Annotated in this window: 12 protein-coding genes; 1 reads left to right on the plus strand and 11 read right to left on the minus strand. The window is 65.8% G+C overall.

All coding sequences use genetic code 11. From position 1 onward, the window contains the following. Positions 1-12: 12 nt before the first annotated feature. The 3 genes from LCM4576_RS28380 to LCM4576_RS28390 all read right to left on the minus strand — a co-directional run bounded on the left by LCM4576_RS28380 (position 13) and on the right by LCM4576_RS28390 (position 3,500). The gene (locus tag LCM4576_RS28380) at positions 13-930 is read right to left on the minus strand and encodes a DMT family transporter (protein WP_244510938.1); all 918 of its coding nucleotides are present in this window, start codon (positions 928-930) and stop codon (positions 13-15) included. A gap of 37 nt (positions 931-967) precedes the next feature. Beyond that, positions 968-1,864: a DMT family transporter gene (locus tag LCM4576_RS28385; protein WP_040984602.1), complete on the minus strand. Its 897-nt coding sequence runs from the start codon at positions 1,862-1,864 to the stop codon at positions 968-970. Positions 1,865-2,003: 139 nt separating this feature from the next. Then, entirely contained in the window at positions 2,004-3,500 is a 1,497-nt protein-coding gene (locus LCM4576_RS28390; RefSeq protein ID WP_071035728.1) for a S10 family peptidase, read from the minus strand. A 259-nt stretch (positions 3,501-3,759) separates the two neighbouring features. Between LCM4576_RS28390 and LCM4576_RS28395 the strand changes: the two genes are divergently transcribed. Further along, complete coding sequence (locus tag LCM4576_RS28395; protein ID WP_071035729.1) at positions 3,760-4,266, plus strand: OsmC family protein; 507 nt, start codon at positions 3,760-3,762, stop codon at positions 4,264-4,266. Between the two features lie 145 nt (positions 4,267-4,411). Here the strand turns inward: LCM4576_RS28395 and LCM4576_RS28400 are convergent, their stop codons facing one another. The 8 genes from LCM4576_RS28400 to LCM4576_RS28435 form a co-directional block, all read right to left on the minus strand. After that, positions 4,412-4,636, minus strand: a complete 225-nt coding sequence (locus LCM4576_RS28400; protein ID WP_041008353.1) for a hypothetical protein — start codon at positions 4,634-4,636, stop codon at positions 4,412-4,414. 228 nt (positions 4,637-4,864) lie between these two features. Continuing rightward, positions 4,865-5,506, minus strand: a complete 642-nt coding sequence (locus tag LCM4576_RS28405; RefSeq protein ID WP_071035730.1) for a hypothetical protein — start codon at positions 5,504-5,506, stop codon at positions 4,865-4,867. 76 nt (positions 5,507-5,582) lie between these two features. Further along, the gene (locus LCM4576_RS28410; RefSeq protein WP_040984613.1) at positions 5,583-6,326 is read right to left on the minus strand and encodes an SDR family NAD(P)-dependent oxidoreductase; all 744 of its coding nucleotides are present in this window, start codon (positions 6,324-6,326) and stop codon (positions 5,583-5,585) included. An 85-nt stretch (positions 6,327-6,411) separates the two neighbouring features. After that, positions 6,412-7,893 carry an amidophosphoribosyltransferase gene (purF, locus tag LCM4576_RS28415; protein ID WP_071035731.1) on the minus strand — a complete coding sequence of 494 codons (1,482 nt, stop codon included), beginning with the start codon at positions 7,891-7,893 and terminating at the stop codon, positions 6,412-6,414. A gap of 114 nt (positions 7,894-8,007) precedes the next feature. Continuing rightward, positions 8,008-8,679 carry a CvpA family protein gene (locus LCM4576_RS28420; RefSeq protein WP_071035732.1) on the minus strand — a complete coding sequence of 224 codons (672 nt, stop codon included), beginning with the start codon at positions 8,677-8,679 and terminating at the stop codon, positions 8,008-8,010. Between the two features lie 42 nt (positions 8,680-8,721). Next, on the minus strand, positions 8,722-10,125 hold the full coding sequence (gene radA / locus LCM4576_RS28425) for a DNA repair protein RadA (RefSeq protein ID WP_040984619.1): 1,404 nt from the start codon (positions 10,123-10,125) through the stop codon (positions 8,722-8,724). 221 nt (positions 10,126-10,346) lie between these two features. After that, a complete protein-coding gene (locus LCM4576_RS28430; RefSeq protein WP_071035733.1) occupies positions 10,347-11,840 on the minus strand; it encodes a replicative DNA helicase in 1,494 nt (497 codons plus the stop codon). Positions 11,841-12,233: 393 nt separating this feature from the next. After that, positions 12,234-13,238: a small ribosomal subunit Rsm22 family protein gene (locus LCM4576_RS28435; RefSeq protein WP_071035734.1), complete on the minus strand. Its 1,005-nt coding sequence runs from the start codon at positions 13,236-13,238 to the stop codon at positions 12,234-12,236. Between the last annotated feature and the right edge of the window lie 2 nt (positions 13,239-13,240).

Below are 13,240 nucleotides of genomic sequence, written 5' to 3' on the forward strand. Positions count from 1 at the left end.
GGCAAAATATTTTTACGAGGCCGCCGATTTCGCCTTCAGCCAGTCGCGGYCGGCATGGGCAAAGACCGCGCAAAGCACGATGGCGCCGCCGATGATGCTGGCCATCGGCGGGGCCTCGCCGAGGAACAGCAGGGCAAACAGGATGGCGAAGGGCACTTCGGCCGAGCCGAGCAGCCCGGCTTCCGCCGACGGGATAAGCCGCGAGCCTTCCGTCCACAGGATCGAGGCCAGGGCGAAGGAGCAGCCGAAGGTGGCGAGCAGCACCACGTCGCGCGTCGAGACGGCCAACGGATCGGTGACGAACCAGCCGAGCACGAAGAGCAGGAAGGCGGAGACAGCGCCGGCCCAGACGACCGGCGAGTCGCGGAAGGCGCGCACCATGATCATGTAGAGCGCGCTGCCCGTGGTCATCAAAAGCGCCAGCCCGTCGCCGAACAGATGGCCGCTGCCGAGGCCAGCGCTCACCATGATGGCGACGCCGCACAGCGATACGGCCGCCGCGATCATGGTCTGCAGCCGGAATTTCTCCCGCACCAGAAGGAAGGCAAGAAGCGCGGCGATGAAGGGCGAGGTCGCGTAGATGACGGCGACATTCGCCACATAGGTGAACTTGAAGGCCGAGATGAAGGCAATGCTGGCAGCAGCACCCTCGACCGCGAGCAGCCAGCCGCGCCAACCCAATCTCAGGCTCTCGCGCCCGCCCGAGCGGCGCCGGCGCCACAGCACATAGAGCGTGATCAGGATCGAGCCGAAAAAACCGCGCCAGCAGGTGATGGTCAGCGGATCGGCATGGATCGACTTGGTCAGCACGCCAGTGAGCGCGAAGGCGATGGCCGATGCCGACACCAGGATAATGCCGAGCGTGCGCTCGGCCGCCACGTCGGCGGYGGTAGGCGCAAGTTTTTCAGGCATGTCGAGCGTATCCGTCATGGCGCCAGCCTAACCAGTTGCTCCTGACACCCCTCTGTCATGAGGCGTGCTCCCGTCGGCGGAAATGCTCGTTGCCGACGATGAGCAGGCCGGCGCCGATGATCAGCGCCGCGCCCATGAACACTTCCGTACGCGGCAGATCGCCCCAGATGGCGTAGCCCAGCGCGAAGGCCCAAACCAGCGAGGTGTATTCGAACGGCGCGATAATCGACACCGGCGCGCGCTTCATGCCTTCGAACAGCACATATTGCGCCACTCCGCCAAGCGCCCCGACGCTGACAAGCAAAAGAAGCTGCCGCCAGTCGGGCATGCGCCACCAGAGCAGCGCCGGCACGGCCGAGAAGAGCAGGAAATAGAAATTGTTGAGCACGAGCTGGATCATGGTGCGCTCCTGCATGGCGGTCTTGCGCAGCAGCACCACCGCGATCCCCCAAAGCACGGCCGCCGCCAGCACCAGAAGCACCGGGGCAGAGAGGCCGAGCCGCGTCGGATCGCAGGCGATGAACACGCCGACGAAACCGATGAACACCGCCAGCCAGCGCAGCAACGGCACCGTCTCGCCCAGGATCAGCACCGACAGCACGGTGACGATGATCGGCGCGGCGTAATATATGGTGGTGAGCTCGGCAAGCTGCAGCGAGCGGGCGGCGTTGTAGTAGCAAAGCCAGGCGGCGAGCGTGAAGGCGCTGCGCACCAGCATCGGCTTGACGATCGGCGAGTCGATCGTGTCGGCGAACAGCCGCTTGCCGCCGATCGCGCCGCAGGCGACGAGCACGGTGATCGAGCGGACGAACATGATCTGCCAGACCGTCATGCCGACGACCAGAAGCTTGATCGAGGCATCCTGCGCCGAAAACAGGAAATAGGCGGCGGCCGTGAACAGGATGCCGGCCAGCACCCTTTCGCGGCTTTCGAGGACGACGACATCGGCCATGCGGTTTCAGCGTGTTTGCGTGAGGCGGTTCCGCTCCGGTCGGGACCGTTGCTTCAGCTATACGGGCGAAAGCTTGCACGGCGCTGCTCCAGCGCGGCGCTTGCGTTGGCGCAGGTCGTTTGCCCGGGGCAGTCGCGGATTACTGCGTCGCCTGGAAGAGCTCCGATGCCGCATCCTTCAGCGCTCGCCGCCCGTCCGGCCTCAGATACATCATATGGCCGCCCTCGACGACGTCGAGGCGGATCGGCTTGGCGTCTGATAGCGAAGGAACCTGGTTCACCAGATAGCGCGAGGCGAGATAGGGGGTGACGAGGTCGGTATAGCCATTGACGATAACGACACCGAGGGCAGGGTTGAGCGAGCGTGCCCGCTGCAGGTCGTTCATCACGCCGGCATAGCCCTGGCCCGATGTGCCGTAATCCCAGTTGCGGCTGATGTCGCCATTGAGCAGCCGGTAGCTGACATCGGTGCGGTAGTTCAGCTCGTCGCGAGCGTAGGCGACGAAGGCGGAGGTCAGCACCGGAACGCTGCGGTCGAGCACCGGATCGGGTCCGGCGTCATGCGTGCTTTGCGGTGCGATGTCGGCGGTRCCGATGGTGGCGTCATAGGGGCTGAGYACCTTGCCCGTGGCGCGCTGGAATTCCTTGGCGAAAAGCCCGGTGGGGATGCGGGCGAAATTGCGCTGGACGAGGTCGAGCGGCAGGCCRGTGATCTCCGAAACGCGACCGCTGGCCAGCTTTCCGCCTTGCTCCAGCCCGCTGTTCAGCGCCGTCAGGTAATCGCCGAGCGCGTAATGCTCGACCTCGGCCAGCCTGTCGCGCAATGCGTCGCCGCTCACGCCATCGGCCTTGAGCCGCGTCGCCGCCAGCGAAGGCAGCTCCAGCGCCCAGTGCAACTGGTCGAACTGGTCAGGCCGCACCAGCATGAACTCCAGCGCCGGTGAGATCAGCACGATGCCGCTCGGGCTCAGGCCCACATCTTCCTGCAGCGTGCGGGCAAGAAGTGCCGCGCGAAACCCGCCATAGCTTTCGCCGGCGAGGAACAGCGGCGATCCGGTGCGTCCGTTCTGGGCCAGATAGAGCCGGATGAAGGCGCCGACCGAGCTGGCGTCGGCGTCGACGCTCCAGAATTCCTTCGGCTCGTGCCCCGGGGCTTCGCGGCTGTAACCGGTGCCGACGGGATCGACGAAGACGAGATCGCTCATGTCGAGCCAACTGTCGGGATTGTCGATGAGCTTTTGCGGCGGCCGCCGGAATTCGCCGTCGGCGGCGGTCTCGACGATGCGGGGCCCGATCGCACCGAGATGCAGGTAGGCCGAAGCAGCACCAGGCCCGCCGTTGAAGACGAAGGTGATCGGCCGCTCTTTCGCCGGGGCGGGCGACTGCTGCGTGTAGGCGACATAGAAGATCTCCGCCGTGACCTCACCCTTGCCGGACAAGAGCGACAGCGTGCCGGCCTTGGCCTGGTAATCCAGCTTGCGCCCGCCAAGCGTGATCGAATGCTCGCTCACCTGCGGCGGCGGCAACAGCGACAGCACGCCGCCGGTCGGCGCCGGCCGTTCCGGTGTTTCGGCGAGGGCCGGCTGCGCGAAGGCGGCGAGCGCCAGGAGGGCGAGGGGGACGAGTTTGGACCGCATGAGAGCTCCGCTGGGATGGCATCCGCAAAGGTATGGCTAGGGCGGCGGATGTCAAAGGGGGCGTCTCAAGACTTGGTTCCTCGCCCCCCGCCAAGGGCGGGGGAGAGGTGTCCGCGAAGCGGACGGAGGGGGCCTTCGTAGGGCGCTCCCCTCTCCGTCTCGGCTTCGCCGAGCCACCTCTCCCCATTTCATGGGGAGAGGAACCCAAGCTGGAATTATGTGCTATCTACCGTCAAAGACGGATCGAAAGGACAACAAAATGGATGCAACCGCGCTCAAGGCCATGCAGGCTCCGCTCAAGGACGCCTATCGAGACGATGCCGCCAAGGCGCTGATCACGCTGAGAGCCCGCGGCACGCTCGACGATCAGTCGATCGCCTGCAAGGTGGAGACGGGCAGGGCGCTCGCCATTGCCGGGCTTCATCCCGCTACCGGCGGCTCGGGCCTCGAGCTCTGCTCGGGCGACATGCTGCTGGAGGCGCTGGTCGCTTGCGCCGGCGTGACGCTGAAAGCGGTGGCGACGGCGCTGGAGTTCAAGCTCGGCAATGYCGCCGTCGAGGCCGAGGGCGACCTCGATTTTCGCGGCACGCTCGGCGTTGCTCGCGACGCGCCGGTCGGCTTTCGYGAGATAAGGCTGAAATTCGACCTCGACACCGACGAGCCGCAGGAGCGGATCGATTCGCTCATGAAGCTCACCGAGCGATACTGCGTGGTGTTCCAGACGATCAACAACAAGCCGGCGTTGAGCGTGAGCGCGGGGCGCTGAAGCGCGACGCCCCCTCATCCGGCCGCTACGCGGCCACCTTCTCCCCGGTGGGGAGAAGAGGTTTGCGCCGGCGCTGACAGCCTCCTCTCCCCAGCGGGGAGAGGTCAGCCGAGCGAAGCGGAGGCTGGGTGAGGGGGAGTGCCCGCTACTGCGCCGACGGCGTCTCCGCGTCCCCTTCGTCGGTAAACGGCGAGGCGCTCGGCACGCATTGCACGGCCCAGCCCTGCGGTGTYGGCTGCTTCTGATATTCGGTGATGGCGTTGGTGCACTGTTCGCGGGTGTCGAAGGTGCTGGGCAGCACCACCATGCCGCCTTGCGGGCCTGCGATCACCAGATACCAGACCAACGCTACGCTGGGGGTGGCAGCCATGGGTATTCCTCACTTTGTTCGAATGTCGGAGTCGGACCGATCCTAGCAACTCCCTCGGCACGGCGAAAGCAGGGCGGGGGCACACGCTTTCCCCGCCCCGTTCACAGACCCGTGAACCAAAGCAATTCCAGGAAAAGTGTGAAGCGGTTTTCCGTCAGGAATTGCGTCAACAAAGAGATGGATAGATCGGTTCGTCGTTTCCGCGAAACGATGACCCGATCTAGCCGCTCACTCGACCGCGAAGCAGTAGAACAGCCCGTCGCCGCCGGTGCCTTTCAGGGCGTCCTGGCTGCAGCCGCCGCGCGAGGCATGCGAGGAATTCCACGACTTCGCCGCCGCCGAATCGTCGAGCCCCGTGCGGTCATGATGGCCCATCATGGCGGCACCTTCGGCGCCGCTCATCGTCCAGTCGCCACAGGTCTGGTCGGCGATCTTCGTGCCGTCGGGCTTTGAGCCGGTCAGCATGTCGTGACGGTTCGGCGTGTCGCCGCGGCCGTTGACCGTCTCGCCCTTTTCGGTCAGCGCCGTCTGCTTGGTGATGCCGTTGGCATCGCTGTGCAGCGAGGCGACATCGTCGGCGATCTTCTCGCCCTTGGCGTTGAACCATGGGCCCTTACCGATGYGATCGCGCGCATCCTCGGTGCTGGAGGAAAGATAGGCGTGCCAGGTCTTGCCGGTGACGCCGGCCGCTTCCGCGAGCGACGCGCAATGGGCATCGGCGCCTTTCAGGCCGCCCAGATCGGCGCCCTTGCCGGAGCCGACGCTGGTGACGAAGAAGCTCATGGTCTTGTCTTGCGAGAGCGCTGTGCCGGCAGATGCGGCAAGTGCCGCGGCAATGGCGGTGGCGGCAACGAGAAGAAGTTTACGCATGTCGGTCCTCCGGTTTCGAATGCCTTGCATTCGAAGAACGTTGCCGGAGCCCGGTTTAATCCGGTCCGAGCTTCGTTTATTCCGGCTGCCGGTAGGAGACGAAGCGGTTGTGCTTGGCCTGGAAGATCAGGCCCGTCTCCTTCAGCTCAGGGCTTGCCAGTGGCACGATGCGCCTGGCGATCTCGGACGGATGCGGCAGCGTCTCCGGATCCTCGCCGGGCATGGCCTGGGCGCGCATGGCCGTGCGGGTCGCACCCGGATCGGCGGCGTTCACCCTCAGCGGCAAGCTCTCCGTTTCATGCGCCCAGGACCGCATCATCGTTTCGACCGCGGCCTTGGAAGCCGCATAGGGCGCCCAGAAGGCGCGCGCCGAATGCGCCGCGCTGGACGACAGGATGATGGCACGGCCGGCGTCGGAGAGCCTGAGCAACGGATCGACCGAACGGATCAGCCGCCAGGTCGAGGTGACGTTGAGGGTCATCACCTTCTCGAACGTCTTGGCCTCGACATGGCCGATCGGCGAGATGACGCCGAGCATGCCGGCATTGGCAACCAGTATGTCGAGCTTGCCCCAGCGCTCATGGATCGCGCCGCCCAGCCGGTCGATGCCGGGCATGTCGGTCAGGTCGAGCGGCACCAGCGTCGCCTGTCCGCGGCCATCGGCCTTGATCTCGTCGTCGAGCTCCTCAAGGCCGCCCACCGTGCGCGCCACCGCGATCACATGCGCGCCGGCCGCGGCCAGTTCCCTGGCGATGAAATAGCCGATGCCGCGCGAGGCGCCGGTTACGACCGCCACGCGGCCGGAAAGGTCGAGGGTCATGCGAGATTGTCCGTGAGCTAAGCAATTCCGGGAAAAGTGTCTAACGGTTTTCCGTCCGGAATTGCGTCAAAACAAATATTGCGGCTTACGACCCGCCGCTCGCCAGCAGCGACAGCGTGCGCACATTGTCGTGGCCTTCGAAATCGAGCAGGCGGGTGGGGTACTGTCCGGTGAAGCAGGCGTCGCAGAATTGCGGCTGGTCGTTGTCGCGGCGCGCCTCGCCGACGGCGCGGTAGAGGCCGTCGATCGACAGAAAGCCGAGCGAATCGACGCGGATGAATTCGGCCATCTCCTCGACCGACATGCGCGATGCCAGGAGCTTCGACTTCTCCGGTGTGTCGACGCCGTAGAAGCAGGACGCGCTGGTCGGCGGCGATGCGATGCGCATATGCACTTCCTTCGCGCCGGCGTCGCGCACCATCTGCACGATCTTCTGGCTGGTGGTGCCGCGCACGATCGAATCGTCGACCAGCACCACGCGCTTGCCCTCGATCATGCGACGGTTGGCGTTGTGCTTCAGCTTGACGCCCATGTGGCGGATCGAATCGCCCGGCTGGATGAAGGTGCGGCCGACATAGTGGTTGCGGATGATGCCGAGTTCGAAGGGAATGCCGGCGGCCTGTGAGAAGCCGATCGCGGCCGGCGTGCCGGAATCCGGCACCGGCACGACGATGTCGGCCTCGACCGGATTTTCCTGCGCGAGCTCGGCACCGATGCGCTTCCTCACATCGTAGACGTTGCGGCCCTCGACCGAGGAATCCGGCCGCGCGAAATAGACATATTCGAAGATGCAGAAGCGCGTCTTCTGCGGCTCGAACGGGAAGATGCTTTCGATGCCCTTGGAGGTGATCACCACCATCTCGCCGGGCTTGATGTCGCGCACGAAGCGGGCGCCGATGATGTCGAGCGCGCAGGTTTCGGAAGCGAGGATCCAGGCACCGTCGAGATCGCCTAGCACCAGCGGGCGGATGYCGAGCGGATCGCGGCAGYCGATCATCTTCTTGGCCGTCATCGCCACCAGCGAGAAAGCGCCCTCGACCTGGCGCACCGCGTCGATGAAACGCGAGTTCAGATCGCGCTCCTTGCTGGTCGCGACCAGGTGCAGCAACGTCTCTGTGTCGGAGGTCGAGGAGAAGATCGAGCCCTGCTTCTGCAGGGTGCGCTGCACGGTGAGCGCATTGGTGAGGTTGCCGTTATGGGCGACCGCCAGCCCGCCTTCGGCGAGCTCGGCGAAGAAAGGCTGGATGTTGCGAATGCCCGCGCCGCCGGTGGTGGCGTAGCGCGTATGGCCGATGGCGCGGTTGCCTTGCAGGCGGTCGAGCACCTGCTGCTTGGTGAATGTGTCGCCGATCAGYCCGACATGGCGCTCGACATGGAACTGGGTGCCGTCGTAGGAGACGATGCCGGCCGCTTCCTGGCCGCGATGCTGCAAGGCGTGAAGGCCGAGTGTGACGATGGCCGCGGCGTCCTGCCGGCCGAAAATGCCGAACACRCCGCATTCGTCATGGAAATGGTCGTCGGCCTCGGCGGAAAGGACTTTGCCTCTATCTGCCGTTGAGTCTGCCATCTGGTGCTCAAGCTCCGCTAAAGCTGCCATATAGGGCTATCGCCGGCTGAACGCAACGTACGCCGTCAGGCATTCACAAAATGCCTCAGGCCAACTCTATGGCTGGCCTGGATTTCAATTTGCCGGCGCTGGAGCGGGGGCAGGCGCTGGGGCCGGCTCGTTGTCGGCCGGGGCCTCGCCCTCGCTGTCATCAGGCGCCGTCGCGTTGTCGTCGCCGGTGGCCGGCGGCTCGGCCGCAGGCTGGTCGGTCGTGGCCGGCGCGCCGGCCTGCGGCGTGCCCTTATGCGTGTATTTGTTGACCAGTTCCTCGGTGTTCTCCGGCAGCACACTTTCGAGCTTGGCGCCGATCGTCTCCAGCAGCGGCCGCGACTTGGCGTTGGCGATCCAGGCGGGCGCCTTGGCGCCGGCGAGCCAGTTGAAGAACAAAAGCGCTACCGCGACAACCAGGACGCCGCGCGCCGCGCCATAGAGGAAGCCGAGCGTCCGGTCGAGCGCGCCGATACGCGAATCGATGATCCAGTCGGCGAGCTTCATGGTGATGACGGAGACGACGATCAGCGCGATGAGGAAGACGATGCCGGCGGAGGCCGCCATCGCGATCTTGTCGTTGTCGATATAGGGCTGAACATAGGGAAGGACCGGCTTGTAGAAGAAGAACGCCGCCGCCGCCGCTGCCGCCCAGGAAACCACCGACAGCACTTCGCGGGAGAAGCCGCGCACCATGGCGAGCATCGCCGAGACCAGGGTGAAGCCGACGAGGATTCCGTCAAGCAGCGTAATCGGCATGGTTCTCGCCCCACTTCCTGTCTTACGGCTTGATGAGCCGCGTCACTCCTCGTCGTCGGCACGGCCTCGCCGTGAGCCGGCTATGCGCGCCACAAGGTCGGCAAGCTCGGTGGGCTGGAACGCGCCGGCCCCGATCCCCCCGGCAACTTCCTCGCTGCCGAGCGGCAGCACCGCGCTTCCAAAACCCAGCTTTTCGGCTTCCTTGAGACGCTGCTGYGCATGCGCGACCGGCCTCACGGCGCCCGATAGGCTGATTTCGCCGAAATAGACGCAATCGGCGGGAAGGGCAAGACCGGTGAGCGACGAAACCAATGCGGCTGCGACCGCGAGATCGGCCGCCGGCTCCGAAATCCGGTAGCCGCCGGCGACGTTGAGATAGACGTCATGCTGGCCGAAGCGCACGCCGCAATGCGCCTCGAGCACGGCGAGCACCATCGACAGCCGCGCGCCGTCCCAGCCGACGACGGCGCGGCGCGGCGTGCCGAGCGAGGACGGCGCAACCAGCGCCTGGATCTCGACCAGCACCGGCCTGGTGCCTTCCATGCCAGCAAAAACAGCGGCACCCGGCGATTTCGCATGCCGTTCGCCGAGGAAAAGCTCGGATGGATTGGAGACCTCGCGCAGGCCCTTGTCCGACATTTCGAAGACGCCGATCTCGTCGGTCGGCCCGAAACGGTTCTTCACCGTGCGCAGGATGCGGAAGTGGTGATTGCCTTCGCCCTCGAAATAGAGCACGCCGTCGACCATGTGCTCGACGACGCGAGGGCCTGCGATCTGGCCTTCCTTGGTGACGTGGCCGACAAGCACGATGGCAGCGCCCGTGGATTTCGCGTAGCGGATCATCGCCTGGGCGGCGGCGCGCACCTGGGTGACGGTGCCCGGCGCCGAATCGGCAAGGTCGGTCCACAGCGTCTGGATGGAATCGAGGATGACGAGGTCCGGCCGCTTGCCGTCGGCGATGGTCGCCAGGATGTCCTCGACATTGGTTTCGGCGGCAAGCTCCACCGGCGTCGAGGCGACGCCGAGGCGCTGTGCCCTCAATCGGATTTGCGCCACCGCTTCCTCGCCCGAGACATAGACGATGCGATGGCCTTTCGAGGCGAGCGCCGCCGCGGCTTGCGTCAGAAGCGTCGACTTGCCGATGCCGGGATCGCCGCCGACCAGCAGCGCCGAGCCGCGCACGAAGCCGCCGCCGGTGGCGCGGTCGAGCTCGCCGATTCCCGACACGATGCGTGGCGCGTCCTCGATGTCGCCGGCGAGGCTGGTCAGCACCACGGCGCGGCCCTTGCGGGCGTTGCGCGTATTGGCCGGCCCTGAGCCGATGCCGCCGGCCGTGCCTTCCTCGACCAGCGTGTTCCACTCGCCGCACGCATCGCATTTGCCGGCCCAGCGCTGATGCACCGAGCCGCAATTCTGGCAGATGAACTGAACGCGGGGTTTGGCCATTAGACGCAGCCCGACATTGAATAGGCTGGCGGGACAGCGCCCCCCTCTGTCCTGCCGGACATCTCCCCCTCAAGGGGGGAGATTAGCAGCTTCGCCGACGGCGCCCATCTTGCAACGTCGGCGATTGGCGAAAGCCGACGCGATATCCAATCTCCCCCCTTGAGGGGGAGATGTCCGGCAGGACAGAGAGGGGGGCGAAGGAACGAGGCCTTTCTCAAGAGCTACTCACCAAACCTCTCCGGCAGGTGATGCTCCTCGGCCAGATCGGAGAATCGCGTGAACTCGCCGTGGAAGGCGAGRCTGACGGTGCCGGTCGGTCCGTGGCGCTGCTTGGCGACGATGCACTCGGCCTTGCCGCGCGCCTCGTTCATCTCGTTTTCCCACTTGACGTATTCTTCGGTGCCAAGCTTCGGCTCGCGGTTCTTGAGGTAATATTCCTCGCGGTAGACGAACAGCACCACGTCGGCGTCCTGCTCGATGGAGCCGGATTCGCGCAGGTCCGAAAGCTGCGGGCGCTTGTCGTCRCGGCTTTCGACCTGACGCGACAGCTGCGACAGCGCGATGATCGGCACGCCGAGCTCCTTGGCAAGCGCCTTGAGGCCCGTGGTGATCTCGGTGATTTCCTGCACGCGGTTCTGCGAGGCGCGCGCACTCGATCCCTGCATCAGCTGGATATAGTCGATGACGATGAGGTCGAGCCCGCGCTGGCGCTTCAGCCGCCGCGCCCGGGCGGAGAGCTGCGCGATCGAGATGCCGCCGGTCTGGTCGATGAACAGCGGGATCTTCTGCATCGTCTGCGAGCAGGCGACGAGTTTTTCGAAATCCATCTCGGTGATTTCACCGCGCCGGATTTTTGACGACGAAATCTCGGTCTGCTCGGAGATGATGCGCGTGGCGAGCTGCTCCGACGACATTTCCAGCGAGAAGAAGCCGACAACGCCGCCATTGGCGGCCTTGAACGTGCCGTCGGCCTGCTGCGCCGGCACATAGGCCTCGGCGATGTTGAAGGCGATGTTGGTCGCCAAGGAGGTCTTGCCCATGCCTGGGCGCCCGGCGAGCACGATCAAGTCGGAGGGCTGCAGGCCGCCCATACGGCGGTCGAGGTCGCGCAGGCCGGTGGAGATGCCGGACAAGTGGCCGTCGCGCATATAGGCTGCATTGGCCATGTCGACGGCGGTCTTGACCGCATCGTTGAAGCTCTCGAAGCCGCCGTCGTAGCGGCCGGTTTCGGCGAGCTCGAACAGCCGCCGCTCGGCGTCCTCGATCTGCTCGGACGGCGACATGTCGACCGGCGCGTCATAGGCGATGTTGACCATGTCCTCGCCGACGGTGATCAGCGCGCGTCGCGTGGCGAGGTCGTAGATGGCGCGGCCATAGTCGGTGGCGTTGACGACGGTGACCGCCTCGACGGCGAGCCGCACCACATATTGCGCCACCGTCATGTYGCCGACCTTCTCGTCGGCCGGCAGGAAGGTCTTGAGCGTGATCGGCGTCGCGATCTTGCCCATGCGGATGAGCTCGGACGCGACCTCGAAGATGCGGCGGTGCAGCGRCTCGTAGAAATGCGCCGGCTTGAGGAAATCGGAGACGCGATAGAAAGCGTCATTGTTGACGAGGATGGCGCCGAGCAGCGCCTGCTCGGCCTCGATGTTGTTCGGGGCCTCGCGATAAAGCGGCGTCTCCGCCGCGCCGAATTTCAGTGCCGCCTCTGCCATGATGTCCCCGATTTCGATCCCGTCTCCTCGATATCAGAACGGCAGGATTCGGTGCTGACCTTTCTGCAACACTCCGCGGCCCAACCGGCTTGATGCCCAATGTTCACAGGATCGGCGAACCATCCACAGGACAGTATTCCGGTGGCCCGATTCCGTTTGACTCGGCAAGTCGTGATTCTTACCGGCGGGCATGGAACGAAGCAAGAACAATTTTACGGCGGGATTGGCCGAAACGCCTGAGCTTCGTCATCCACGGGCGGAGCAAGGAGCGAAGCGACGCGCGCAGACCCGAGGATCCATTCCGTGACCTCGGAGCGTTGCGGCGGCGCAGAACGATCCTAATTCTGCACCGTCTCCATTCGTTGCGAGAGGTCACGGAATGGATCCTCGGGTCTACGCGCCGCTGCGCGGCGCTCCGCCCGTGGATGACGAAGTGCCTACGGTATCGCCCCAGTCCGCCCGCCGCGCGGTCCTGAAAACCTCCCCGTCGCGCTTGCTGAACAACTGCTCGCCGGCGCTGCCGTCGGGCCGACAGAGTTTCAGCACCACCTTGCCGGAGCCGCTTTTCGGCGGCGCGAGCACCCGTGCCGGGTGAACAGGCGCCGGCTGCCGGGAGGCGGCGAGATAGATGAATTTCTCATCCTCCCACGGCACGTCGGCTTCCTTGACCAGGCGATGCAGGCGCGAGCGGGCGACGCGGCGCGAAAAATGGCACCAGTCGGGCGGCGCGAGCGGGCAGGGCGCCGCGTGCGGGCAGGGCGCCAGCACGTGAGCGCCGGCTTCGATCAGTTGCCGCCGCGCGGCAAGGATGCGCTGCCAGCCGGCGGGCGTGCCGGGCTCGACCACAAGCAGCGTGTCGGCGGTCAACTGCCAGAGGCGACCGACGAGCCTCGGCAGCGAAGCCGGCGCGACCTCGTCGAGCACATAGGCGATGCTGACGAGGTCGGCGGRCCTGAGGTCGTCGAGATCGATGGTGGCGTCGCCGGCGATCCATTCGGTGCCGGCGGCGATCGCGCCGGCCGCCAGCGACTGCCCGACCTTGCGTACCGCGCCRCTCGCTTCGACCAGAACCGCCTGTTCCAGGTCCGGCCAGGCATCGAGCGTGGCCCAAAGCATGGTGCCAGGCCCGGCGCCGATGTCGAGCAAGGTCTTCGGCTGGAAATCCGGTCGCGCGCTGGCCAGCGCATCGAGGCTGGCGCGGACCGCGGCATAGGTGGCCGGCAGCCGCGTCGCCAGATAGGCCTTGACCGCCATCTCCTCGCCCATATGCAGGCGGCCGTCGCGCAGCTCGGCGCGGTAGCGCTCGGACAGCGTCCGCGCCGCCTGTTTCAGCGCCGGCAGCGGCACGTTCTCCAGGAGGCCGTCGACGCCTTGCCGCAATTGAGYGGGGAGTTCCATCC

Source organism: Mesorhizobium sp. LCM 4576 (assembly GCF_001854815.1).
Classification (GTDB): Bacteria; Pseudomonadota; Alphaproteobacteria; order Rhizobiales; family Rhizobiaceae; genus Mesorhizobium; species Mesorhizobium plurifarium.